The sequence below is a fragment of the Lysinibacillus sp. NPDC094403 genome (assembly GCF_050278745.1).
GTDB lineage: Bacteria > Bacillota > Bacilli > Bacillales_A > Planococcaceae > Lysinibacillus.
Genome location: NZ_JBNNTL010000014.1, coordinates 43,760 through 69,229 on the forward strand (window position 1 = coordinate 43,760; position 25,470 = coordinate 69,229).

Here is a 25,470-nt window from a genome sequence, read left to right on the forward strand (position 1 = left end):
ATAATATCACCAATTTTCTGAAATCATCTTGTTCTTCTTTAGTATACATGTTAAATTGATAACAATTATTGAGAATATGGGAAATGAGGTCTAATTGACTCCCCCTTTATTATGATGAAGAAAAGAGTGACGACATGACAAACAGCAGAAGTATTGAAACAAAACTTGTACAACTTGGGAATTTAAGTGATCCGAGAACGGGTGCGGTCAGCCCACCAATCCATTTATCGACAGCTTACAAACATACAGGTATCGGTGAATCCACTGGTTTTGATTATACACGTACAAAAAATCCTACGCGTGCTCTATTAGAAGCAGGTATTGCCGATTTAGAGGGCGGAGATGCGGGCTTTGCCTGTAGCTCTGGGATGGCAGCTATTCAATTAGTTCTATCGTTGTTTAAGCCTGGTGATGAATTAGTGGTGCCTGATGATTTATATGGTGGTACATATCGACTTTTTAATTTCTTTGAAGAAACATATAATATTAAGCCTGTCTACTCAAAATTTGAAACAGTTGAACAGGTAGAAGCATTAATCAACGGCAATACACGTGCTCTATTCATTGAAACGCCGACAAATCCGCTTATGCAGGAATTTGATTTACAAGTATATGCGGAATTAGCTCACAAGCATGGAGCATGGTTAATTGTCGATAACACGTTTTATACACCATATTTCCAACGTCCAATCGAATCAGGTGCAGACATTGTCATTCATTCGGCGACTAAATATATTGGCGGACATAATGATGTGTTAGCTGGTTTAGTTGTAGCTAAAGGTGCTGAATTAGCAGAACGCATTGGCTTTATTCATAATGGTAGCGGGATGGTATTAGGTGCGATGGATTCCTGGTTACTTATTCGCGGATTAAAAACAATGCATCTTCGATTAAAACAGCATGATGCGAACGCGAAAGCAATTGCTGCATTTTTAGAAGAAGAAGAGCTTGTGACAGACGTGCTATACACAGGAAAAGGTGGTATGCTTTCATTCCGCTTGAAAAAGGCTGAATGGGTTGACCCATTCCTACGAAACTTAAAGCTAATTACTTTTGCTGAAAGCCTTGGTGGTGTTGAAAGCTTTATTACCTATCCTGCTACTCAAACACATGCAGACATGCCTTATGAGGAGCGTATTGAACGTGGTGTATGTGACCGATTACTTCGCTTCTCTATTGGAGTTGAAGAGGCTGAAGATTTAATTGAGGATTTAAAACAAGTATTCGATATCCTTAGAAAAGAGGCTTAAAGATGAAGCAGCATATTGAAACAAGCCTAATACACGCAGGTGTTCGTGACGGCTATGAAAATAAAAAAGGTGCAGTCAATGTACCTATGTATTTATCATCTACTTTCCATCAAGAGAGTATTGATGAATTCGGTGAATATGATTATGCACGTTCAGGCAACCCTACACGTGAGGCATTGGAAAAAGCTGTAGCAGAGCTTGAAGGTGGCGTACGAGCACATGCATTTTCTTCTGGAATTGCCGCTGTATCTGCAGCATTAATGCTATTATCTCAGGGGGATCATATTGTCATTACGGAGGATGTTTACGGAGGAACATACCGCTTCGTCTCTAAGATTTTACCACGCTTCGGCATTACCTATACCTTCGTTGATTTCTCAGATATAGCAGCGATTGAAGCAGCCATTATACCCGCTACAAAACTGCTCTATATGGAAACACCGTCGAATCCAACACTTGGTATCACAGATATTCGCGGAGTAGTAACACTTGCCAAGCAGCATAAATGCTTAACGTTTTTAGACAATACTTTTATGACACCTTTACACCAACGTCCACTTGAACTAGGTGTCGATGTTGTTATTCATAGTGCTACAAAATTTTTATCTGGACACTCAGATATTATCGCGGGATTGACAGTAACTGCTGACGAAAAGATTGGTCAGGAGCTATACTTTATCCAAAATTCATTCGGCAATATATTAGGTGTACAGGACTGCTTTACTCTTTTACAAAATATCAAAACAACAGATGTGCGTTTTAGTCGTTCTGCTGAGTCGGCGCAAAAGATTGCGGAGTTTTTAGCTGCTAATCCCCTAGTTGAGCAAGTTTACTACCCGGGGCTTGCATCACATCCTGGCTATGAGATTCATCATAGTCAGTCTACGAGTGCAGGTGCAGTACTATCCTTCCGCCTACCAAGCTATGAAACTGCAAAAGCACTTGTAGAAGCAATGAAAATTCCAGTTTTCGCTGTCTCTCTTGGTGGCGTTGAATCAATTTTATCCTACCCTGCTAAAATGAGTCATGCAGCAATGGAGCCTGAAGAGCGTGCAAAACGAGGTATTACTGACGGACTATTACGTTTCTCAGTAGGACTTGAACATGTTGACGATCTGATTGCCGATTTTGCACAAGCATTAGATGTTGCTTCAAAGGCTATATAAAAACAAAACCGCGTTTCTAATTATAGAAACGCGGTTTTGTTTTTATATATAATTTCTCAATCAGTTGTTCACACGAGCTAGCACTCGATATAAATAATCTCCATGTCCCTTTGCTAGTGATACTTCTTGTTCATCTGTTATCCAGTAAAATGAAAACACAAAACCTGACTCGTTTAAACCTGTAGGACAATGCTGCCATGCATCTCGTTTTTCCTTTGTAGTTAAATGATAAAAATAACGTTTTTGCAGAACCCCTGAATGATGATTAAAATAATCTTGGGCAATTAACCCCTTAACTGTTAAATCGCCTAAACCTGTCTCCTCAAACATCTCTCGGGTTACAGCCTCTTGTGGTGTTTCCCCTTCCTCTACTGTGCCTTTAGGAATTTGAATCCCTGCTCCTTCTGTATTTTGCTCAAATACTAGCACTTGTAACTGACCTTCATGCTCTCTCGTAATATAGCCAAATGCCTTCTCAACAACTTGCATGAAGTCATCCTCCTTTTTACATGATTAAAAGTTACAATAAATAGTCTCATCACCATAACATGTGGTTGATTTCCGTTCCGGCTGGGCGCTTTCCTAGGGGCGTCTGGCCAACAACTGTTTTTTGTGCGAAAGCGTAGCGACAGCAACAACAGGTTTTCGTCTGTGCGAAAGCGTAGCGACAGCAACAACAGCACGAGGTTGGTCACGAAGTCGTTATCACAGGACGTGGTGCTTTTAGTCTTCGTTCCTCTATTGCTAATCCCCGAGGAGTCACCCAACCTCCAATCCAATCAACTAAAAAATGTCACCCGCAAATTTTGGTGATGAATGAATCAATAAATAGAAAAATTGGAACTGGGTTAAAAAGTATTGATATCAATTATATAACATATGTAAAAGAATGACATCATTTTCGTGCAAGAAATTGCCAAATAGAGTTGGTTTGAGTTACTCTCACTTTGGTTTTGTGATTCTGATATTTTTATCAGCGATGTTCGAGGTTTTATCAGCGATTCTTGTACTTTTATCAGCGATGTTCGAAGTTTTATCAGCGATTCTTGTACTTTTATCAGCGATGTTTGAAGTTTTATCAGCGATTCTTGTACTTTTATCAGCGATGTTTGAAGTTTTATCAGGGATTCTTGTACTTTTATCAGCGATGTTTGAAGTTTTATCAGCGATTCTTGTACTTTTATCAGCGATGTTCGAGGTTTTATCAGCGTTTGAAGTTCTATCGTGATTCTTGTACTATCAATTCAAATATGTAATCTAGGCAAGATTGATTTGCTCTGATTGGATGACAAGTGCTGTTAAGCCTGAATTACTACCTGATTCATGTGCCTCTCCTTTTTGCCAAAGAACACCGTCCCCAGTCTTTATCATTTCTTTTTCTTTATCCTCACCGCAAACCCATCCTTCACCCTGAATAACAATAAATAACTGTGGCACAGGCGCCTCATGCATCCCAACAACACCACCAGGCTCTATATAAATGAAGCCAATATTTGTAGGCTCAACCGTTTTCGTGATTTTCGTATAAAAAGAATTCATTGATTGATAATTATTAATTTGATTAGCCACCTCTTGTGTGAATTTAAATATTTTCATGTTGTTTGCATACTCCTTTCTATTAAAACCCAAAATTATTATTTGCGAACCATTTTATACATTAAAACATCGTCTATATATTCATTGTCATGTAGCTTTATTTCATTTATTTTTCTTCCTTCTTCAACAAATCCCATCTTTTTATAGAGCGCAATAGCCCTTTCGTTTGTTGAAAATACGCCAAGACTAATTTTTTCAATATAGGGGTTATGCTCTGCCCACGTTATTACCCTCTCCAGCAAAAGTTTTCCAATTCCTAGACCACGAAATTCTTTTAGCACCATCATGCCAAACGTACCTGTATGCGCTAATCGCTTTCGATGTGGTGATTGAAACACAAGCCAGCCAACCAATTTCCCTTGATATTGTGCGATAAAAATTGTTTCACGTTCATTTGCCAATTTTGCTTGTATCCACTGTTTTTGCTCATCGATCGATCGCTGAAATTCTTCGACTGTAGTTATTAAAAAATCTTCTTCTGCTAATACTTCTTTCTGTATTTCTAGCATAGTTGCTGCATCTTCTTCGACAACAACGCGAATATTAATTTGTTTTTCCATTTCCCCTCACCTCTTTTAAAAGCATTGTAAAACAACCCACGCTTTATCAAATTGTTTATTTTTACAATCTTCCTCACGAATCCAGAAGTACAATCTACCACTATCACCCCACATAAACCCTAGATCATCTTCCGAATCAATTTGGAGTAATAATCGCCAATCAGTCGCTCCTACCTCTAATTCCTTTCGTAAAGGATCGCTATAACCTGTTGAGTCGCCACAATATAAGCCATTTGTCACCAGTTGACATTCCAAATACATGTCGCCTTGAATCGCATCTGGATAACCGTCTATGCGATGAGTAGCCCTAGACAAATCATCTACCTCTATCCACTCGTATTCAAAATCTCTATAGCTATCAGCCTCTTCTTCATTTAAAATTTCTTGTAAAAACATCGAGTATGGCGAATCCCATGATGGAAGTGTCAATTCATTTTCAAAATGTAACGCTGCGCTATCGATGTTGCCATGCTCGTGTAATAATGCGGGAATTTCCATTCTATTCAGGCTACTAGTCTCTTGAGAGAAATAGAAAACTTTAAAGCCATCACGATCTTTCGGGTCGTATCCCCAAGGTTGCTCGACAGCATCATAAAAAAAGGAAAGCACACCATCCGTGGGTAATAAGTTGTTTGTATCGTAAGTTTTGGTTTCTCTTAGATTTAGTTGGCAAAGAAAATACAACGGTCTATTGTCGTTTGTATAGGGCCATGAAAAATCTGATGGTACATCCGGACAGCCACCAATTTTTGAGCTGCCAATCTGAATTTTTTCTTCAGGTATTTGATTCACCATCATTCGAATGGATTCCTTTGCGAGAGTTAATAATTCCTCCGCTCTATTCTCTAATCCAAATTCCTTTAATCCCTTATTTAGTTTTTCTACGTTGCTCATTTACTTTCCCCTCCTAAAATCTCGTTTTTTTCATATATCCATTTTATCAAAACAAAAACAAAAATACCTCAAATTAACAATAAACAAAAGAAAAACCCAGAATATGTTCTGGGCTTGATGACACTTACTTTTCTAGCATGATTAAAACTGTCGGGCTTTTGCTTCACTTCTCAAGATACGGTTATGGAGAGTAATCTCCGTTTCACCATTTACTTGAGATTTTGAACGCTTAATCCTTGACCAGTTGCGGTGGATTTTTTGAGATTTTGGGTCTAACTGTTCAAACTTACTCATTTGCCATCCTCCTTATCAATATAGATTTCATAAGTGAAACCTTTTTTAGTATGACCTTACAATTAAAAATTATTCAGTTTTCTATCACCCTTGTCCCCACACTTCTTACAATGTACTTCTAAATAACGCGTCTAATTTTTGTGTAGAATCATCCACTTTAACATGAAGATTTTTACAGTATGCCTCAATATGCTTTATTTCATTCTCTAAATACTCATTTATTATTTCAATTCGTGGCTCCATATTTAGTTCTTCACCAGCCATTTTTCTCTGCAAAAGCTGCTGGATTTCCGTTTTTAAAGGGTCATCAAAAATTATTTCATTTAACAATTCCTGAAAATCAATTGGTGGAACCGTAATGTTTTTCTCTATCCATTTACATGCTAAAACTGGTCTTAAGACATAGAAAGTAGCTTTTAACGACTGATTTGTAGGTACGACTGCAAACTTTGAGCGTAGAACTTTTTGATTTACTACCACAGAACCAGTATAAAAGGACTCTTTATGCAGTAAAAAATTTCATATTTCTCTCTTCTCTGATTAAACACTTCGGTGTAGTATAATATTACAAAATCTAAATTACTCAATATACCCAAAGTTATTAGTATATACCACTGCCGTCTAGTACTTTTGAGATAGTTGAGCTAACGGAGGAAATATTTTGAAAAACTTATCAATCAGAAAAAAAATTCTAACACTCATTACGTCCGCTGTTGCTTTTTTGCTGATTATTTCATTTGATGGTTTTTATTACATTAATGATATGGCAAAAAAATCCAGTGAAATGTATGACGAGTCACTTTTGCCAATTCAATATATCAGTCAACTTGGATCTAACTTTAGTGATATAGATTCTTACATTTTAGAGCTCATGATTACTACGGATGCTAATCGTAATACCGAACTACAGACAAACATCTCAAAAAGTGGTGAAAGTATTAGAGACTTACTCATAAAATTCGAAGACTCTTACACTGGAAAAGAAGATGAAAAAGAACTATTAGAATCTCTTAAATCCAATCTCGATGGTTATTTTAGTACTATGACAAATATCATTAATTTGGCTAACAAGAACCAAAACGAGGAAGCCTATTCTGCATACACTAAAGCTTCAGACAATCTTATCAAGAAGGTGGAAACTGATACAGACAAACTTATAGCTCTATGTGATGATGATGCCGATCAGCTGAATAAAATAAACGAACAAAATCAATCTACTACTATGCTTATTTCTGCCATCCTTTCTGTTTTAGCCATTATTTTCTTTATTACATTAGCAACATGGATTGCACGTTTAATTGTAAATCCGGTGAAAGAGTTGCAGGCTACTATGTTAAAAGCAGGCGATGGTGATTTGACTGTGCAAGGTACCTATTCATCCAAAGATGAAATTGGTCAATTAACTCAATCATTTAATTCGATGATTAATAATATTCGTAATACGGTAACAAAAGTCAATGAAACCGCCAATCATGTAGCCTCAGCATCTGAAGAATTGAATGCTAATGCAGCAGAAACTACAAGAGCAACAGAGATGATTGCAAGTACGATGGAAACTATCGCTTATGGATCAGTAGAGCAACTAAACAATGTCTCTAGCACCGTCAATACTGTCAATGAGCTTTCAACAGGTGTGCAACAAATAGCTGGAAATGCTCAAGCTGTAACCGAACTTTCAGGTGATTCTTTATCTCTAGTAATAAATGGTATAGATGCCGCGAATCAAATGAATCAACAAATGATGGACATTACAGAAAGAGTAAATGGCTTATCAGAAGTTGTCGATGTGTTAGGAAAACGTTCTAATGACATTGGTCAAATTATTGATTCGATTACAGCAATTGCTGAACAAACAAATCTCCTTGCCCTGAACGCCGCAATTGAAGCTGCACGTGCTGGCGACCATGGAAAGGGCTTTGCCGTCGTTGCAGATGAGGTTAGGAAATTAGCAGAACAATCTGCTGTTTCTTCTAACCAAATTGAAGTGTTGATTTCAGAGACACAGAAAGATACTCAAAAGGCTGTTGAATCAATGAAATTAGTAACAGCGGGAGTTAATGAAGGGATTAAAACAACAGAAAATACACGTTCAACTTTCGCTTCAATTCAAGGTGCCATTCAAAATGTTACGATGCAGGTAGAAACAGTATCTGCAGCAGTTGAGCAAATGGCCGCAGGAACTGAAGAAATTGTTGGTAGTATGAATACCATCCACTCCATAACTAAATCTACTACAGCCGGCACAAATAATATTTCTGCAACGACTGAAGAACAAACGGCATCAATGGAAGAAATTTCATCATCTGCATATACACTCGCAAACTTGGCAGAAGAGTTAAGAGACATGGCAGCTCAATTCCGAGTTTAACATTTAAATATGACTTTACACATTTTCCAAGGAATAACAACATCATCATTCATATAAAAAAGAAGCGGCTAGATCACTTTAGATCGAAACCGCTTCTTCTACTTATACCCCCACTGATCTTTTAATTTGGTTAGAAGCTTCAAAAAATCAATTTTTCTAAAATTAATTTCTCGCGCATTCTGATGTGAAAATTTTAAATTTGCTTTGAAAATATACTTATATCCCAGCCTCTTTTCCTCCACTCTGTTCAACAAATATACAGGGTATATATTTAAAAAAATATCTCCCACCACTTTTGGTGCTGAGCCGATAATTAGTAATTTATTCATTAAAAATACCACAACCGAATGATTGTGGTAGTGAGAGTTAATAAATTTATTGCAATAAAATTTGGAGAATTGTAATAAATACAGCCGCAACAATAGGCACTACTTTTAAAGATGTGTAGCCGACAGAAGATGTACATATTGGCTCTAATGGATCCTTCGTTGGTGATGCTAAATATTGAAGAAAACGTTGCCAGCGACTTTTCTTGAACGTCATTAACTGCTTAGGAATCTCCACTTTATCGTGATCTAAGCTGTCTTTTAACCATTGCTCCTTTTGAAATTCATTCTTAAGCATCGAAATCCTCCTTTAGCTCTTCCTTTAAAGTCCTTATCGCATTATGTAGCCTTGATTTAACTGTACCAAGTGGTATAGACAAAATTTGTGCAATTTCCTCCTGTGGCAAATCATGATAGTAAACAAGCAAAATAACCGCTCGTTGCTTTTCGGGTAATTGAAGTATCGCTTCTTGTATCGTTAATTTCTCGTCAGTAGACATTCGATGGCTTGACGTCGGTACTAAAAACGGGAACAGCGTGCGCCATTTTTTACGCCGATTCAATTTATTAATCATTAAGCGATACGCGATTTGAAATAAAAACGCCTTAACCGTTCCCTTTTGGTGGTCAAAATCTTCTTTTATATATTGTAAACGCTCAAAGGTATCTTGCACAATATCAATGCTTAGCTGATCTTCTCGAGTATAGCGAAATAAAAAGCAGTACAATGGCTCATACAAACGACTATAGAGCTGTTCAAAGCCCTCGACATCACCGTTTTTATAGGCCTCCATCCACTCTTCATTACTCATCATCTAGCTCATCTCCCCAATGAGCCTTAATGGACTTTAATGTCACGGAAATACGTAGTACCAAATAAATTACTACAATAATGATCCAAACTTGTGATTGATTTGTAAAGAACTGCACATAAGAATTTTCAATTGTTTTTCCACAAAAAAGTAATATGATTAACGCCTGCACACAGAAAATTGTATAAACCGATAAAAAAAGTGTTAACGTATCAAATACATTCCAACGCAAATAAATCGTTGTTTTTTTATAATTAATTTTTCCATGTTCACGAACTATATATTTTCTATCCATAGGAATCATAAGCGTTAATATTATTATCATCATTATCCCACTAACAACCAATGACCAAATAAATCCAATTGGCAAAGGAATCACCTACCTCATTCTAAATACTTTTTTGGCAATAACCGCTAACACCAAGCTAATAACTGCTAAAATTATACAATATTGATATTGCGGAAGCCATGTTTCGTCAAATAAATTCAAGTACATTTGCAAACTATCAAATAAATAAAGCATTGGATTCCAGATTAAGAAAATAAAATAATCTTGAGGGTTTTTCTCTGCAAGCGTTAAAAACAACGATGTCATCTGTATTGAAAACATAAATAGTAACATAATCGGCGTTAGCATACTTTGTGCCACTTTTTCATTTTTAAATAGACCTGCCAATATAAAACTCAATGGATATAATGCCAGTAAAACAAAATTACTAATCAAAATAATCATAAAATAAGATGAAAGTGAAATATCAATGATGAAGGAATAGCCAATGAGTAATAACACTAAAAATACATTTAATAATGTAAAGACGCCTATTCCCATCCCAATATAGTAAGTGTGTGGCTTCACGCCTGTTCGCTGTATCCATTGGAAGGTTTTATTAACCTTCATATCTGCCAAATAAATTGTGGCACTAGAAAAAGCAAAGGAGAAAATTAACATTATAATAGAGAGTGGAAGAAACTGACCTTTAATCATAATATCGATAAAATTGGTAGCATCTCCTGTAATAAAATTTTTACAAATCACTGAAGTAATCATAAACATAAAGGCCGGTAGTAAGTTTCCAATAGCCATTCCTGGATTACGTAAACTTTCTAACATATACATTTTTGCAATTTGTTTAGTCATCCCACTCTTCCTCCTAAAATTTGTCCTGTCACTTCATAGTAAAGACCTTCGATTCCTGGTAATTTCGCGTCTGTGTATTTTCTATAGAGCTCATCCTGTGTGCTATTTTCAATGAGCTTCCCTTCTTTTAAAATCACTACATAATCAAATAATGGTTCTAACCCCGCCACCTCATGACTAATAATAATGATCATTTTGTTACGTTGACGAATTGCTTGCTGTAAGTAAAACATCAATTGCTTCTTCTTTGTTAAATCTAAATCAGCAAATGGCTCATCTAAAATGATTATCGGTTTATTTAATAAAAAAGAAAGGAAGATGGATACCGCTTTTCGTTGACCGCCTGACGCATTTTTCAACAAGATGTGGTCATAAGTTGGTAACCCTAAAATTTCATATAGCTCTCCCAAATCAACCTGATTGTTCGTTAATGTTGTAAAAAGAGCCATCACTTCACGAATTTTCAGATGCTGATAACTCGAAAAAAATTGGTATTGTAGCGCTACTTGCTCTTGCACATGTTGGGAAGAATCATTGAATAGAATAGAACCACCATCCGGTTTTACATCTCCAGCTATACATTTTGATAAAGTAGATTTACCCGCTCCATTCTGACCTAATAATAAATAACAATACCCCATTTCAAATGTGGCCGACACACCATCCAAAACGTTCACACCATTATATTTTTTCACAATATCCTTCACAATAAGCTCCAAAATAAACCCTCCCTTTTTTATATGTTCACTGACTATACAAACGGGGATTGCAAAAGGTTCATTTTATTTTTAAAAAAATGAAATAAAATTATATGTTCCTATAAAATGATTTTTTATGTAAAATAAATAATTATTGGTAATTAAGTAAAAATAATGGGATTCTAACAAAATGAGTGGTTAGGCCTGATTTTTTATTGTTTTTACTTCACGATTAATAGAAAACTAATTAAGGGAGTTACTGAAGTGAGCGATTTTGAAGAACTTAAGTATTTTTTAGGACCACATTTTGGTCCAGAGATAGGCTGGGAGCTAATCGAATACGCTGTTATTGATCATCGACAATTAAGTAAAAAAGAACGATCCAAATTCAAAGAAGAGCTCCTTCATATGAAGAAACTGTTAGAACAAAATCAATATGATAAAATACAACAAATTATTGAGAAGAATGATTTAGAAGATACCAAGCTTTGTAATATTGAAAAAATACAAAGATTTATTGATGAGGTTTTACCTATTATTGAGAAATATGAATATAAGAAAGGTATCCCTTACGTCCCTTTTAAAGCTTTAAACTATTTGTTTGATAAAATTATTATCCCAGCTAAAACATTTTTATCTTTTGACTTTATTGCTATAGATATCAAAAGAGAAGGGGATACATTTATACATCATATCTTGCAAGATTTACAATATGTAGAAAAGGCATTTATGGAGCAAGATGAAGCAAAGATTCAAAAGTTACAACAACTTTCCAAAGAGAAAGGGGTTACTATTTTTGAATCACAATATCGAGATGAATTTATCCAAGTAGTAACGAACGAATTAAGTTAAAGAGAATTGACTACGAATGAAACCACTAAATAGCTCGTCCATCCCTCAAAATATTCGATCCATAAAGTTAATAGTGATGATAAGTAAAGATTATCGAGATTTTTCGCTTTAGTGTAAATGTCAACACCGAGCGTCAATGTGTATTTCTTTCTCTTCTCACTATCGGACGCAGTATGATTGTTTGTACATACAAAAAGACCTCTCACCAAGGAAAGGTCTTTTTGTTGTTTAATATTCTATTATTTTCCAAAATTCCGTCCCATAGCTTTTATTAGTACATTTAACGGGTATTTGTGTTTTTGCAAAATCATCGCCAACGTCTATTTTGTTTACCTGATTTTGTAATGGTGAGCCAAATGAAAATTCCATTTGTAAATCAGTAAGGTTAAATAAAATTGAATGTACTGTTCCAAAGCCTTCTTTGTAATTATGGACGGATAATCCTTTAGGGAACTCTGTTAAAAGAAGTTCTTGGATTTCATCAATAGATCTTTTTCCACTTTCCTTAAATTTCGCCTCTAAAATATCATATCTTAATTGAGAATGCTCGAGCTTGCCAGGCTCCATTTCTTGTATTGCGGAAAATAGTCCGTGGTTAGTTGCAATAAGATAATCAAGTTCTGCACGTTTAACTTCTTTTATTCCGTCATATGTTCCAATCAAAGCCGCGTCGCCATTTGCATCAGCAATAAGCAAATTCATATTCGTTCCTACTGGCATATTGTTAATCATATAAATTGCTTCTTCTACATTTTTACAATTTTCTAATAGGGCTCTAACAATAACCATAAACTGTAACCCAGGTACTACTGGTGGTCTCATACCAGGATATTTGCCAATGGGCATACCACAAGATGCATATGCAACACATAGCCCCTTCTCATTTAAGCCTTCACTTCGACCGAATGTGGAAACAGAAAACCCTGTATGAGTATATTTCCCTTCAACACGAGTAGTACATAAACGCATATCTGAAATATCAGGTGATAGATCATAATTTCTTAAAACATATGTTTTACCATCCGACATTTTTCCAGGTAATATAGCCCCTAAACTACATCCCCCAGGAATTAACCACGCATTTTGATAATAATTTAATTGTTCGGGCTCATAGCCAAAGCCTTCCGCAAAGCCTTCTAATTCTTTATTTAACCCTGGGCAATACTGCTCAATATGTGCTTTCATTTCAAAATAAGAGTTGTCAGAAGTTAAATTTTCCGTAAAGAATAGCGACTTCGCAAAAGGGTTTTTTTGATATTCTCGCGCTTGTTGTTGCCCAATCTCGTACGAACTACCTTTAAGAAATGCAAACTGTCCTGTATTTGTTTTCATCGATATACCCCATTCTATATATTAGTAGCAAGAGATTTTTCTTACCTTGCTAAATACAGAATAAAGTCTCCATCTACTGGAGAGTTTAGCTAGTTTCTTACTTTCACAAACACTTTCGTCAAAAAATCATTAGGATGTAGCTCCATATTTGGTTTAATATAAATTGGATTTATAACTTCAGTTGGGATTAACCCCTTTATGTATTGCTCCATAAACGCCCCTTCTACCTGAAGGGATTGCTCAGTAAGCCATCCCTTCAAGCGACTATAGCCAAAATGTAACTCTGAGTACGGTCCTTTTACATCTATACAAGCATACTTGCCTTCTGATATTACTTTAATGTGCTCCCCCTGCTGAGTTCCTTTTACTGGTAACAGCAGTTCAACATCTGCGATATTTTGGTTCCTGTTCTGTTGATGGAGAATTGCAACAAGCTCACCATCTATCTCAAATTGATACGCATATATTCGTTCAAATAATTTTTGTACTAGCTTATCCATTCCAATAATATGTATCTTTTCACGGATGGAGAGCACCTGTGTTTTTGGGCGTTCTTCTATGTAACAACTTGATAATATTGGCTTTGGATTAAATGTCTCAGTGTGCCTTATAGAATTTTTCACTTGGACAATATTTTGAATTTGTTCAGCGATTATTTCTTGTTGATGCTCTAATTCCAGAACTTTTTTATGTAATCTTAGCTCTAAATCTTGCCAATCATTTTTTCCTTTCATAATCTGTTCAATCTCTTTTAATGAAAAATGACAATTTTTTAGTACCTGAATCGTATTCAGTTCTTTCATTTTATCGTAATCAAAATAACGATAGCCGGTCACTTCATCTATAAAAGATGGTTCGAGTAACCCAATGTCACTATAATAACGAATGGTTTTTATAGGAACATTGCACAGACTCGAAAATTTTCCAATGCTATATATAAGAACACCTTCTTTTTAATTTAGTTGATTTCGATTTCATCGTGCTAAGTCCTTCATTTCGATGAATTAAAATCTTAGTTATTGTACGATAAAGTTGTAGTAATTGTTTCAATATAATGCGCTTCACCATAACGTGAGGTAGATTTAGGCGCCCGTTTAATCGCGTTGCTCTATGTCTCAACAATCTGATTTCGCTCTAATCAACGTATTGACAAATATCAGCGACAGCTTGCCCAAATACATAAAGTGAAAAGATACCTAAAAACCAAAAGAGTATGCTCATCATTTTTTGATTTGAGCATACTTCTTCTGGTTATATACTAATTTGTTTCGTATGTGCATTAACTTGTTCCCGTGGGTATTGCCCTCTTCACTCGAGATTTATCTTGCTTCCGCGGGTATTTACCTCGCTTCCGCGGGTATTCGCCCTGCTTCCGCGGGTATTTACCCTGCTTCCGCAGGTATTTACCCCGCTTCCGCGGGTATTCGCCCTCTTCGTGGGTATTTACCTTGCTTCCGCGAGTATTTACCTTGCTTTCGCGAGTATTTACCTTGCTTCCGCGGGTCTACCTATTTCGCTCGACTCACCTTATATAGAACCTTACTTTTTAAAGCGATTACGTGTATTAGCATAGACAACTACGAAAATTGTAAGGCCAATAAAGAGAACGAGCCCAATGATAAATAGCCATTCCGTTTTGAATAGGTCGTTCAGTCCCCATAATAGTAAACAAAAACAATAGCCGTACATCACTTTGCCCACAAATTTAGCGAGTGCTTTTTCGTTATATTTCTCTTTCTCACTGTCAGACATCGTATTGTAGCCCGCTATTAAAAATGCACCTTTGCCTTGTGATAAAACTATCGCAAAGATTAGGAAAGGAATCATAATGATAAACCATACAATGGCATCCATGATGCTTAGTCTCTATTTTCATTCTTAATAAACTGCTGTATGGCTGGTAGCAATTCTTTTTGAAGTGGTAATGATGGGTCTGAATAAGTTGCTAAATTCTTCGTACGATCTGCCGGAGCATTTTTTAATACATGATTCATCCCTTCCATATATACAAGCTTGGCATCTGGTTTACCTTTCTTTAACGCTTCCGCATCCGTTGCAACTACTTGTAAATCAGTTGTTCCTTGAAGAATTAAAACTCGGCTATTCAATTTTGCTAACTCACTTGCAGGGTTATATTTTAACCATGAAATCATATACGGTTGAACAGAAGAACGGAATAGTGATTGTAACTCTGGAGAAACGTTCTTCACTAGCTCGCCTTTTTTCAAGGATGCAAGAGCATCTGTTGATTCCTTTAAAAGCTCTGGCGATAATTGACCTTTTAATTGCTCTAACAAAATTTCATCTGCTGGTCTTCCAGCACCTGCTATGGAAACAAAGGACTCTACTTTTGTTTTTTGTGCTGCTAGCAAACCGATCAGTGAGCCTTCGCTATGTCCAATAATATGAATGCTTGAATAAGCTTTATCGGCTAAGAGGGTATTAATTACTTGTATTGCGTCGTTTACGTATTGGTCAATCGTAATATCCTCTTCCTTTGTTAGAAGGGACTTGTTATCGCCAAGCCCACGTTTATCATAGCGGACAGAAGCAATACCGTCTTTTGCTAATCCTTCCGCAATCATTTTTAAGCTGTCATTTTTACCAGCTATTGCTGAATTTCCATCCTTATCAGTTGGTCCAGAGCCTGCTATGATAAGTGCAACTGGAGATGGCTCCTTGCTAGCTTTTTGAAGAGCCACTGTTAACTCACCATCTTTAACGGGAATCTTTAATGTTTCATACGTAACTGGTTGTTCTGGTTGTTCTTTGAATGGTTTTAAGACAAGTGGAAGTTTGCCACCATTTTGTTGAAACGTTGCTTCAATTTGCCCATCTTTTAATGTTCCGTTAATTTCAATAGCCGAGCCATTTAAGTTGATCGAAACACTCACTTGATCACCATTGTATTTAATGCTTTTAAATGGATAATTGGATAATCCTTGTACAGGTACTGATAAATTCCCGCTATCTTTCTGCAAATCAACGATAATTGGAAGTGCTCCGTTTGGTGTCTCAATGTTCCCTTCCCATTTACCTACTAGCTGTTCATTCATTTTATTGTCCCCTTTCGTCTCTTTTCCCTTTGTGTTGTCTTCCTTTTGTGTGCATGCTGCTAATAATAAGAGTGCACAACATAAAAATAATAGTTTCTTCATAAAATCTCTCCCTCTATTTAAAGATGGTCAATAATATTGGTAATAATATGACGAATAAAATGATATAGCTCCATTTATTCGCCAGATTCACGGTCCAACCAACACCGAATTTTTTTTGTACTAATAATGAAGGGTCATTTTTATTGATGTATAAAATACCCCATTTCCAGTATCGATCATCGGTGGCAGCTGTTTCGTTTGTATGTAAATCGTCAAAGCGTTCATTACTCTTAGTTAACTTCCAAATTAAGAGGGTAAGCCCTCCTAAAGAGACTACAATAAAACCGATAAAAAGCGGGAAAAAGTAAGGAATTGTTTGATCTTTTAATATCACTGTCTTGTAATGTGAAACTACAAAAAGTATGGTTAAACTATAATTAATTGCAGCGAAGTACCAGCTACCATATTTCCGTTGTTGAAGCTCTCTATTGGCGGAAGCTTCTTTCTCTTGTGCACTCAATTGTAATTTTGCACTTTTCATACCTTTACTCATGATGAAAAAGCTAATTTGTAGACCTAGTAAAATAAGCGGCATTTCAATAACTGATAGCCATGTTTTTTCTGTCCAGCCGTCTACCTCACCTGTAGCATTCCAATGGGTTGCAAATACATCCGGAATGGCATTGTAATTCATATAGGTAAAGGTAATTAATGCTAAAGTGATAATAATTGGTAGTACAAAAAATGTAGGTGAGAGTACTTCATCTTTTTCTCGTATAGATAAATCCATCACATAGACAGTTTTTACATGTGCTTCCCAATTCTCTTGTGTTTTTAGTTTTTTTGTTTTTATATGATAAAACATATAAAGTCCAGCTGATATGAGAAGCAAGACATATAGCAAGATAAAGGATAATAAAACAAAACTCTCTTCCTGAATGGACGTAAATAGTAGTAAAACTTGGCCTAAAAGAAATGCAACTGCTATACTCCCTACCAACATGCTGTAGTGCTTTTTAAATATTTGTAATTGTTGATGTTGCACATAGGGCTCTGGAATTGAAACGCCAAACACTGTTGTTTTTCTCGTCAAATAGGGTGTTACTATTTCCAGTATCCCTACAAAGATAAAAATGCTTAATATAAAAAGCATATTTCCCCTACTTCCATTGTTTTAAAATTCGATGAAACAAACTTGTCATCTGATCTTTTTCGAGACCACGTGCAAAGGCCTCTGCCATAATTGGTTTTAATGCATTTTCTACTTTTTCAACGTCCGTCTCTTCCAGCTCTTTTTTTTGACCACCGATAATGATGGCCTTTGCTTTCGGTTTTAATTCGATTAACCCCTTTTCTTCAAGTTCATGATAGCTCTTACTTACCGTACTTACATTAATACCCAAATCCGAAGCCATTGAACGAACTGAAGGTAATGTGTCACCATTTTTTAGCTTTCCCTTAGCAATTAACTCAATTAACTGATTCGCTAACTGTTTATAGAGCTGTAATTCACTGCTTGGATCTAAATGAATATGCATCTTATCCCTCCTATCTGTATCGCTCATCACCAAACAGAAATCTGTCATACTTAGAGTAAAACAGTTTTCTAAAAATGTCAAATTCTATATAAAGAGGAAATTACCTTCCCACTGAGGTTTTTAGAGGAACTAATGCGAGATAAAAAAAGGACCCAGAAAAATTCTGGATCCCAAGAACACTTATTTCTATTTGATCTGATCTGTATCGGTTTTTGCTTCTTCTTAAGCTACAGCAAAACAGAAAATCCTCTGCCTCACCAATTCCTTAAGATTTTAGAAGCTCACCCTATACAACTGTGGCGGACTTTCCTGAGATTCCTGGTCTTTGGGTGTTTGACTACTCATTCTACATCCTCCTCATCACATTAGATTAATAAGTGATTCCTCTCTTAATATGAACCTTTTCACAAATGTTTATTCATGTGAAGAGCATTTTTAACAACAGTGGCTTCTTCAAGAATAAAACTTCACGAAAATGCAGAGTTTTATTTTAGGCGTCTTCTTTAAAAACCTGTTGCGCAATGGTTAAAGCATTTTGGACACGTGGAAAACCAATGTATGGTACTAATTGTAATAATGCTTCCACAATTTCTGTCTGTGTCAAACCTGCATGTAGACCTCGTTTAATATGTGTTTTTGTTTGTGGGGCAGCACCTTGAGTTACTACTGCTGTAATGACAACAAGTGCACGGCTTTTTGCATCTAGCCCTGGTCGTGAATAAACATCCCCATAAGCAAATTCAATAATCATTTTGCGTAAATCTGGTGCGATGTCAGCTAGTGCATCTGCCTCAAGCATTCTCGCCGCTTCTTCCTTTGTTACATACTGTTTAATTGTTTCGTACCCCTTTGAAAAACGCTCATTCATTGAAATCCCTCCCTTTGTTATTTCTTTACACAAAAACCCCAATTCCGCGTCTCCAGAATTGGGGATTGTCCTTCACCTATGTAAGGGGCTCTTTTTCGTTTCGCCCTCTAGCTCTAACGAAAAAGGAAAATGGTTTTCATAGTGCCTCACTGGACAGCTTTAATGAATATCTATGCAAAAGTCACAAGGACATGCACGCCAAATGATCAATTATGCCCCGGCATAATTGCGTCCGGATTCGGCTTTGTGCTTAGGCCTGCAGATGTTTTTTGCGCGAAAGCGTAGCGGCAGCAGCACCGACGCAGGTCAGTTAGCCGTTATCGCATGGATGCGATGATTTTAGGCTAACATCCCCTAAGAACTCCTTTCCGAATTCGTGACATCCGCCGGAGGCTTTAGGCCAACACGAAGTTGGTCACTCAGTCGTTGCCACAGGACGTGGTGCTCTTAGACTGAGTTCCTCTATTTCAGCGGATGTTTGGACACCCGCTGAAAGAAGTTAAGCAAGACAAGCTTTTGCCTTTTCGATTTGGATTTTTACTTGATCAAACCCTGTTCCACCTAAAGAATGACGACGACGAACAGCTGCTTCAGGTGCTAATACATCATAAATATCCGCTTCGATAAGCTCACTTTCTTGTTTCATATCTTCAAGCGGTAAATCTAATAAATAGATGCCCTTTTGAATACATGTGAATACAAGTTTTCCTGTCACTTCATGTGCTTCACGGAAAGGCATACCTTTTGTTGCTAGATAATCAGCAAGCTCCGTAGCATTGGAGAAGTCAGAGTGTACTGCCTGGTGCAAACGCTCTGTGTTGACTGTCATTGTGCGAATCATACCTTCAAAGATTTTTAGAGAACCAAGAATGGTATGGACTGTATCGAACATACCTTCTTTATCTTCCTGCATATCTTTGTTGTACGTTAATGGTGTTCCTTTAAGAACGGTTAATAAGCCCATTAAGTTACCGTAAACGCGTCCCGTTTTTCCACGGATTAACTCTGCCATATCAGGATTTTTCTTTTGTGGCATAATAGAAGAACCTGTTGAGAAGGCATCATCTAATTCGATAAATTTGAATTCATCTGTCGACCACAAAATAATTTCCTCTGCAAAACGAGATAAATGCGCCATTAGTAATGATGAATTGCTTAAAAATTCAACGATAAAATCACGGTCACTTACTGCATCCATCGAGTTTGCATAAACTTCGCTGAAGCCTAAAAGCTCCGCGGATTTTAAGCGGTCGATTGGGAAAGTTGTCCCCGCCATGGCACCTGCACCTAAAGGCAAAATATCGATACGTTTAAGCGACTCCGTAAAACGTTGTTTATCACGTTCTAACATCCAGAAATAGGCCATTAAGTGATGCGCAAATGAGATTGGTTGGGCACGTTGTAAATGTGTATAGCCTGGAGCAATTGTTTCTACATGCTCCTCAGCTTTTTCTAGCAAGGTCTTTTGGAATGTCTCAATTAAACCGATTGCTTCCTTCACACGTTTTTTCAAGAAAATATGCATATCCGTTGCTACTTGGTCATTTCGGCTACGGCCTGTGTGAAGCTTACCACCTACAGGACCAATTAAATCAATGAGCATTTTTTCCAGATTCAAGTGAATATCTTCATTGGCAACTGTAAATTCAAGCGCACCTGCGATTGCTTTTTCTTGTAATTGTGCAAGGCCACCGAGAATGGCCTCTACGTCAGCTGCTGGTAAAATTCCTGTTGCGCCAAGCATCGTTACATGCGCTACGCTACCTTCAAGGTCTTCTAGAACAAGCTGTTGGTCAAAGCCAATCGATGCGCCGAACTCGTCCACCCATGCTTCTGCCGATTTTTGGAAACGTCCGCCCCAAAGTTTTGTCATAACAGCTCACCTTTTCCTTAAAAATTCTTTTTAAAAGGTGCAGTACAGCGTTTAATGCTACACTACACCCTGCTGTCAAAAGATTATTATTTATTTACTGAAGAGTTAACTACTGTTGGCAGACCCCATAATTCGATGAAGCCTACTGCTGAAGCATGGTTGAATTGGTCTTCTTTAGAATATGTTGCTAGCTTTTCACTATAAAGTGAATTTGGAGATTTACGTCCTTCCACAATTGCATGACCTTTGTAAAGCTTCACGCGCACAGTTCCGTTCACAAACTTTTGTGATTCAGCAAGGAATGATTCAAGTGCAACTCGTAATGGAGAGAACCATAAACCATCATAAATTAATTCAGATAATTTTTTCTCGATGACTGGCTTGAAGTGCGCTAACTCTTTTACAAGCGTTAAGTCTTCAAGCTCTTTATGAGCCGTTAATAGCACTTTTGCTCCTGGAATTTCATATACTTCACGAGATTTAATACCAACTAATCGGTTTTCTACGTGATCGATACGACCAACACCGTGTGCGCCAGCTACTGCATTTAATTCTTGGATTAAATCGGCAAGCTTCATTTCTTTACCGTTTAACGATACTGGCTTACCAGCAACAAATTCAATTTCGACGTATTCCGCTTCATCGGGAGCGTTTTCCACAGAAACTGTTAAACCATAAGCTTCTTCTGGTGGTGATACCCATGGATCTTCCATTACGCCCGCTTCATTTGCACGGCCCCATAAGTTTTGGTCGATAGAGAATGGTGAATCTAACGTTGCAGGAATCGGAACATCATGTTTCATTGCATATTCGATTTCCTCATCACGGCTCCAGCCCCACTCACGTACAGGTGCTAATACCTCTAAATCTGGATTTAAAGCTTTGATTGAAACTTCGAAACGAACTTGGTCATTACCTTTACCTGTGCAACCATGAGCTACTGCGTTCGCACCTACTTGGTTTGCAATTTCCACTAATTTTTTAGAAATTAATGGACGAGAAAGTGCCGATACTAGAGGATATTTTTGCTCGTACCAAGTATGTGCTTGTAATGAGATTAATGCATATTCTTCAGCAAATTCATCCTTCGCATCTACCATATATGATTCAATTGCTCCTACTTGAAGAGCTTTATTTTTTACGAATTCAAGATCCTTACCTTCACCAACGTCAAGACAAACTGCGATAACGTCCCAACCTTGTTCTTTTAACCACGGAATTGCTACAGAAGTATCAAGACCTCCTGAATATGCTAATACTACTTTTTTATTTGCCATAAAAAATGCGCCTCCAATTAATCTATAAGATATGTATGTTTATACATCCACTTAAAAGTTTATACACGAATAGTATCATGTTATAAAAATAAAAACAAGTGTATTTTTATAAATTTATAGACTTTTATGTTTATTGTAAAAAGTGAGTTACTTCAATACTTTAAGCCCTCGTACAAACTATGAATATTTTTACTCGGAAAAACGAATTTTCACTCGCAATATGAATGTATATTATATAAATTTTAGGAAAGTAAATTGTTTTCGGCAAAACGAGGGGTTAATATACTTAATAATATTCAATAATTGAATTAACTTAGAAACAAGAAACCGCTAGAGAGTGTAATTCTTCTCTAGCGGTTTTATATTGTTCTGAAAGTTTAATCTTCAACTATACTGCATCGTTATTAGTTGAAGAAAAAATGATCCTAATTCACATATAAATGCAAAACATTTTCCTGTTTCTCATATCTTCCCTTGATTACTCCGATACCATCAATTTTAAGTGAATCGACATTTTCAATGGGATTATTCTTTAATATCAGATGTAATTTAATTATATTTTGAAGTCCATCCTTACAATAGGCAATAACAGGTTGTTGTACAAGATAGTCTTCATTGTTAATTCTTACTTTTACATAGTTCTTATGTAAAAGCCTATTTTCAAATGAGACGACATTCATCGGGTCAAAAGATTTAGCAGTTATGTCACCTTCAATAATTAGATGAATACCTTTTTGTTGTTCAAAGTTTTCAAATACATTTTTTCTATTTTGCATAGCAAAATTAATTACTTCCTCTGTTTCAGGACTTATTTCTACGTTACTTATGTTTATAAAGTCATCAGAAAGCTGTTTAAATATATCGTATAATGTGTCCTCTTTATCCCAAAAACTTTCCTTCCAACCTGGTGAATACTCATCTAGTAACAAACACATAAACAAACCTGAACTATAACAACTCTTTCGTATATCAGAAGTAGATTCATATTTGTCTTTAAGGTGTTGTCCATACTTTTCTAGAACTGATTTGTAAGCTATCGGGGTTTTTTCTGAGTAAGCCTTTAGTTCAACATACCACGCAGGTCCTTCAATTGTTTCAATTAAGTTTTCGTATAATAGATTATTATTAAACTTAGCAGCTCTTTTTTCTCTTAGGGCAATGAAAGTATTAAGATATAGTTTCTTTTTAAGAATATTATTTTCTAACACCGCACTAAAAAGGTTTGCTCTTTCCTGATTTCGTAATTCCACATTTTCTTTTGATAACGGATATGTGATTCCCAGAACTTCATTCGCAAACCGTGTTTCGCCTTTAACATATTGAAAACCGTGGAATAATTCGTGTACAAGAATAGAATATACACTTTCGTAATCCTCATACAATTCGATATTTACAATTGCTGTTGGATAATCATTATAAAGAATAAGTGTACACCCCATAAATTGTTCATCCCAATTTAAAATTTGATAATTATTTTGTTGATTTTTTTTCATTCTAGGATGGTTGAAAAGATAAACATAATTCTTATCATATAATGCGTAAGCAACCGATTCAAAACCTGACCAATAGTTATTCAAATTTGCATTTACTAAGTCTTGGGAAATTTGATTAAGATATTTATTCATTCTTTTCATCCTCCATATAAAAATTCTTTATATTTAAATTCTCTTTGCGATGAAAAATATCCTTTTTCAAAAGGGGCTTATGCAACTATCCTGGACTTATGTTTGAACAAATGCTATCTACAATTTTTGATGATGAACCATAAAAAAACTGTAAACACACTCAACTTGGTATGTTTACAGTTTAATCCCTATTTTTTATTGAAAAATGATTTACCTAAAAATTCTACGGTTGCAGGTGCCATTGCATACAGCTTGCTTGTTAACCCCATGACCCTTGGTAAATTAACCTCTCGTACAGGGCGCTCAATTGTTTTTACAGTAGCTTGTGCCACTTCTTCAGCTGTTAATAAAAATCTTCCTAAAGACTCGCGATAACCACTTTCATCACTCGCCTTATCTAAAAATGGTGTATCAATTGGACCTGGATGTATCGCAGTGACTTTAACATTATACGGAGCCAGTTCCATGCGAAGCCCATTTGTAAAGCCGACAATCGCATGCTTTGTAGCAGCATATACACTAGCCTTAGGTGTCGCTACCTTTCCTGCCTGTGAGCCGATGAAGATTAGCTGACCTTGCTGACGTTGTATCATAGGTGCTGTGAGACGTTTTGCTAAATACATCGGTACACTGACATTTAGCTCTACCATTTGTCTAATAGCTTCATCTGATAAGTCAGGTGCAATGCCAAATTTACCTACCCCGGCAGATAAAATAGCAACATCAAGAGGCGGTAGCTGTGCACATACTTCATCTATCGTAGCTAAATCAGTTAAATCTGCTTGGATAACGTTAGCGCCTAAGCGTTCTAATGCTTTCAATGCCACTGTATTGCGTCCTGTTGCATAAACCTTATGACCCTGTGCTACTAATAATTCTGTAATTTTCAGTCCAACGCCACTTGTAGCACCTGTCACGAAGATAGTCTTTTTATTCATGTCCATGTTTAAACCTACTTCCTTGAGAATAAATAGATACCTTCTTCCGTTTTCGTCGATGTAATATAATTGTTAGCTTCTAAGTAATCTATATGGCCAAGCGTTTTGGATAGTGTCAGACCAAATTGACGCTGAAAAATTGCTGGGTAAAAGCGCTTCGTTACTTGTACAGTGGTTAATGATTCGTCACCAAATATTTCACAAACCTTCAAAGATTGCTGATGCTGGCGTTCTAGTCGTTTATCAATTAAATCAGGAATATTTTCTAGTTCAGCGCCATGTCCTGTATACATCTTTTTTACGGGTAATCGACGCAAAGTTTCAAGTGATTCATTATATTGTAGTAACGATTTAGTACGTCCTAATGTACGGTCTAGTGGTGGCTCAATTAATGGGTTCGGCGTTATTTTTTCAAGCAATAAATCTCCACCTATTACTTGATGAGTTTTTTCATCCCAGTAGATTAAATGGCTTTGTGCGTGTCCTAATGTTTCAATAGCCTTTAATCCAGGATGTCCAGGCACTTCATCACCATCATAAAGTATTTGTGTTAATGGTCGTTCACCTACAAGCTCTATTTCACGACGTACATGTACACTTGGTTGGATATATTGTTGAGGAACACCGTGTTCAAACAAGCGCTCACTGTAAAATTGCTCGTGATAACGTAAAAAATCCTCGTCATGACGAAGCCATTTATCATTATAGGCATGCCCTAAAATTTCTGCATGTGGAAAGGCATCTACCCAGCCTGCATGATCTGGATGATGGTGGGTTAACACAACCTGTTCAATATCTCGCATGTCAAAGCCAGCTGCTCGAATACCCCATTTTAGCGCATCATAGGCTTCCATTGTTTTTGGACCAACATCAAAAATTGTCAATGCATCGCCTTTTACAACAAATGCATTTACATCTCCTACTTCATAGGGTGTTGGTATTTCTATTTTGTATATAGACAAAAGCT

Annotated in this window: 29 protein-coding genes; 5 read left to right on the top strand and 24 right to left on the bottom strand. The window is 36.5% G+C overall.

All coding sequences use genetic code 11. From position 1 onward, the window contains the following. The first annotated feature begins 134 nt into the window (after positions 1 to 134). Together ACQKMV_RS17980 and ACQKMV_RS17985 are read left to right on the top strand one after the other, a co-directional pair. Positions 135 to 1,250, top strand: coding sequence for a methionine biosynthesis PLP-dependent protein (locus ACQKMV_RS17980; RefSeq protein WP_427505574.1), 1,116 nt, complete (start codon positions 135 to 137; stop codon positions 1,248 to 1,250). Positions 1,251 to 1,252: 2 nt separating this feature from the next. Continuing rightward, positions 1,253 to 2,416: an aminotransferase class I/II-fold pyridoxal phosphate-dependent enzyme gene (locus tag ACQKMV_RS17985; RefSeq protein WP_427505575.1), complete on the top strand. Its 1,164-nt coding sequence runs from the start codon at positions 1,253 to 1,255 to the stop codon at positions 2,414 to 2,416. Between the two features lie 60 nt (positions 2,417 to 2,476). On the opposite strand, the gene ACQKMV_RS17990 is transcribed toward ACQKMV_RS17985, so the two are convergent. Further along, a complete protein-coding gene (locus ACQKMV_RS17990; RefSeq protein WP_427505577.1) occupies positions 2,477 to 2,905 on the bottom strand; it encodes an NUDIX hydrolase in 429 nt (142 codons plus the stop codon). Between the two features lie 442 nt (positions 2,906 to 3,347). Between ACQKMV_RS17990 and ACQKMV_RS17995 the strand changes: the two genes are divergently transcribed. Further along, entirely contained in the window at positions 3,348 to 3,644 is a 297-nt protein-coding gene (locus tag ACQKMV_RS17995; RefSeq protein WP_427505579.1) for a hypothetical protein, read from the top strand. A gap of 29 nt (positions 3,645 to 3,673) precedes the next feature. Here ACQKMV_RS17995 and ACQKMV_RS18000 read toward each other — a convergent pair whose 3' ends face one another. From ACQKMV_RS18000 to ACQKMV_RS18020, 5 genes are all read right to left on the bottom strand, one after another. Further along, positions 3,674 to 4,012, bottom strand: coding sequence for a cupin domain-containing protein (locus ACQKMV_RS18000; RefSeq protein WP_427505580.1), 339 nt, complete (start codon positions 4,010 to 4,012; stop codon positions 3,674 to 3,676). Between the two features lie 38 nt (positions 4,013 to 4,050). After that, positions 4,051 to 4,572: an N-acetyltransferase family protein gene (locus tag ACQKMV_RS18005; RefSeq protein WP_427505581.1), complete on the bottom strand. Its 522-nt coding sequence runs from the start codon at positions 4,570 to 4,572 to the stop codon at positions 4,051 to 4,053. Positions 4,573 to 4,587: 15 nt separating this feature from the next. Further along, a complete protein-coding gene (locus tag ACQKMV_RS18010; protein WP_427505583.1) occupies positions 4,588 to 5,466 on the bottom strand; it encodes a YwqG family protein in 879 nt (292 codons plus the stop codon). A 141-nt stretch (positions 5,467 to 5,607) separates the two neighbouring features. Continuing rightward, positions 5,608 to 5,760, bottom strand: coding sequence for a YpzG family protein (locus ACQKMV_RS18015; RefSeq protein ID WP_427505584.1), 153 nt, complete (start codon positions 5,758 to 5,760; stop codon positions 5,608 to 5,610). A 105-nt stretch (positions 5,761 to 5,865) separates the two neighbouring features. Then, positions 5,866 to 6,240, bottom strand: coding sequence for a DNA polymerase beta superfamily protein (locus tag ACQKMV_RS18020; RefSeq protein WP_427505586.1), 375 nt, complete (start codon positions 6,238 to 6,240; stop codon positions 5,866 to 5,868). A 181-nt stretch (positions 6,241 to 6,421) separates the two neighbouring features. On the opposite strand from ACQKMV_RS18020, the gene ACQKMV_RS18025 reads away from it, so the two are divergent. Continuing rightward, complete coding sequence (locus ACQKMV_RS18025) at positions 6,422 to 8,128, top strand: methyl-accepting chemotaxis protein (RefSeq protein ID WP_427505588.1); 1,707 nt, start codon at positions 6,422 to 6,424, stop codon at positions 8,126 to 8,128. Between the two features lie 98 nt (positions 8,129 to 8,226). Here ACQKMV_RS18025 and ACQKMV_RS18030 read toward each other — a convergent pair whose 3' ends face one another. Genes ACQKMV_RS18030 through ACQKMV_RS18055 form a run of 6 tightly spaced genes read right to left on the bottom strand, consistent with a single transcriptional unit; the run spans position 8,227 to position 11,123 of the window. Beyond that, positions 8,227 to 8,457, bottom strand: coding sequence for a hypothetical protein (locus ACQKMV_RS18030; RefSeq protein ID WP_427505589.1), 231 nt, complete (start codon positions 8,455 to 8,457; stop codon positions 8,227 to 8,229). Between the two features lie 46 nt (positions 8,458 to 8,503). After that, complete coding sequence (locus ACQKMV_RS18035; protein WP_427505591.1) at positions 8,504 to 8,752, bottom strand: hypothetical protein; 249 nt, start codon at positions 8,750 to 8,752, stop codon at positions 8,504 to 8,506. Beyond that, positions 8,745 to 9,248 carry an RNA polymerase sigma factor gene (locus tag ACQKMV_RS18040; protein ID WP_427505680.1) on the bottom strand — a complete coding sequence of 168 codons (504 nt, stop codon included), beginning with the start codon at positions 9,246 to 9,248 and terminating at the stop codon, positions 8,745 to 8,747. The genes ACQKMV_RS18035 and ACQKMV_RS18040 overlap by 8 nt, the downstream gene beginning before the upstream one ends. Before the next feature lie 10 nt (positions 9,249 to 9,258). Beyond that, on the bottom strand, positions 9,259 to 9,645 hold the full coding sequence (locus tag ACQKMV_RS18045; RefSeq protein ID WP_427505592.1) for a group-specific protein: 387 nt from the start codon (positions 9,643 to 9,645) through the stop codon (positions 9,259 to 9,261). Then, a complete protein-coding gene (locus ACQKMV_RS18050) occupies positions 9,646 to 10,404 on the bottom strand; it encodes an ABC transporter permease (RefSeq protein ID WP_427505594.1) in 759 nt (252 codons plus the stop codon). Beyond that, on the bottom strand, positions 10,401 to 11,123 hold the full coding sequence (locus ACQKMV_RS18055; RefSeq protein WP_427505595.1) for an ATP-binding cassette domain-containing protein: 723 nt from the start codon (positions 11,121 to 11,123) through the stop codon (positions 10,401 to 10,403). The genes ACQKMV_RS18050 and ACQKMV_RS18055 overlap by 4 nt, the downstream gene beginning before the upstream one ends. A gap of 243 nt (positions 11,124 to 11,366) precedes the next feature. Here ACQKMV_RS18055 and ACQKMV_RS18060 point away from each other — a divergent pair, with 243 nt between their 5' ends. Then, the gene (locus ACQKMV_RS18060) at positions 11,367 to 11,954 is read left to right on the top strand and encodes a hypothetical protein (protein WP_427505596.1); all 588 of its coding nucleotides are present in this window, start codon (positions 11,367 to 11,369) and stop codon (positions 11,952 to 11,954) included. Between the two features lie 228 nt (positions 11,955 to 12,182). Here the strand turns inward: ACQKMV_RS18060 and ACQKMV_RS18065 are convergent, their stop codons facing one another. The 12 genes from ACQKMV_RS18065 to ACQKMV_RS18120 form a co-directional block, all read right to left on the bottom strand. Continuing rightward, a complete protein-coding gene (locus tag ACQKMV_RS18065; RefSeq protein ID WP_427505598.1) occupies positions 12,183 to 13,286 on the bottom strand; it encodes a C45 family autoproteolytic acyltransferase/hydolase in 1,104 nt (367 codons plus the stop codon). Between the two features lie 89 nt (positions 13,287 to 13,375). Beyond that, positions 13,376 to 14,224, bottom strand: coding sequence for a MerR family transcriptional regulator (locus ACQKMV_RS18070; RefSeq protein ID WP_427505681.1), 849 nt, complete (start codon positions 14,222 to 14,224; stop codon positions 13,376 to 13,378). Positions 14,225 to 14,825: 601 nt separating this feature from the next. Beyond that, on the bottom strand, positions 14,826 to 15,140 hold the full coding sequence (locus ACQKMV_RS18075; RefSeq protein WP_427505599.1) for a DUF3784 domain-containing protein: 315 nt from the start codon (positions 15,138 to 15,140) through the stop codon (positions 14,826 to 14,828). A 5-nt stretch (positions 15,141 to 15,145) separates the two neighbouring features. Continuing rightward, on the bottom strand, positions 15,146 to 16,444 hold the full coding sequence (locus ACQKMV_RS18080; RefSeq protein ID WP_427505601.1) for an alpha/beta hydrolase: 1,299 nt from the start codon (positions 16,442 to 16,444) through the stop codon (positions 15,146 to 15,148). A gap of 13 nt (positions 16,445 to 16,457) precedes the next feature. Then, positions 16,458 to 17,537: a DUF1648 domain-containing protein gene (locus ACQKMV_RS18085; protein ID WP_427505603.1), complete on the bottom strand. Its 1,080-nt coding sequence runs from the start codon at positions 17,535 to 17,537 to the stop codon at positions 16,458 to 16,460. A 7-nt stretch (positions 17,538 to 17,544) separates the two neighbouring features. Continuing rightward, positions 17,545 to 17,922, bottom strand: a complete 378-nt coding sequence (locus tag ACQKMV_RS18090) for a GntR family transcriptional regulator (protein ID WP_427505604.1) — start codon at positions 17,920 to 17,922, stop codon at positions 17,545 to 17,547. Between the two features lie 490 nt (positions 17,923 to 18,412). Next, positions 18,413 to 18,790, bottom strand: coding sequence for a carboxymuconolactone decarboxylase family protein (locus tag ACQKMV_RS18095; protein WP_400906307.1), 378 nt, complete (start codon positions 18,788 to 18,790; stop codon positions 18,413 to 18,415). 499 nt (positions 18,791 to 19,289) lie between these two features. Next, entirely contained in the window at positions 19,290 to 20,663 is a 1,374-nt protein-coding gene (gene argH / locus ACQKMV_RS18100) for an argininosuccinate lyase (RefSeq protein ID WP_427505605.1), read from the bottom strand. Between the two features lie 86 nt (positions 20,664 to 20,749). Further along, entirely contained in the window at positions 20,750 to 21,940 is a 1,191-nt protein-coding gene (locus tag ACQKMV_RS18105; protein ID WP_427505606.1) for an argininosuccinate synthase, read from the bottom strand. Positions 21,941 to 22,365: 425 nt separating this feature from the next. Continuing rightward, entirely contained in the window at positions 22,366 to 23,565 is a 1,200-nt protein-coding gene (locus tag ACQKMV_RS18110; RefSeq protein ID WP_427505608.1) for a hypothetical protein, read from the bottom strand. Positions 23,566 to 23,753: 188 nt separating this feature from the next. After that, positions 23,754 to 24,509 carry an SDR family NAD(P)-dependent oxidoreductase gene (locus ACQKMV_RS18115; RefSeq protein WP_427505610.1) on the bottom strand — a complete coding sequence of 252 codons (756 nt, stop codon included), beginning with the start codon at positions 24,507 to 24,509 and terminating at the stop codon, positions 23,754 to 23,756. 8 nt (positions 24,510 to 24,517) lie between these two features. Continuing rightward, positions 24,518 to 25,465, bottom strand: a complete 948-nt coding sequence (locus tag ACQKMV_RS18120) for an MBL fold metallo-hydrolase (RefSeq protein ID WP_427505612.1) — start codon at positions 25,463 to 25,465, stop codon at positions 24,518 to 24,520. Between the last annotated feature and the right edge of the window lie 5 nt (positions 25,466 to 25,470).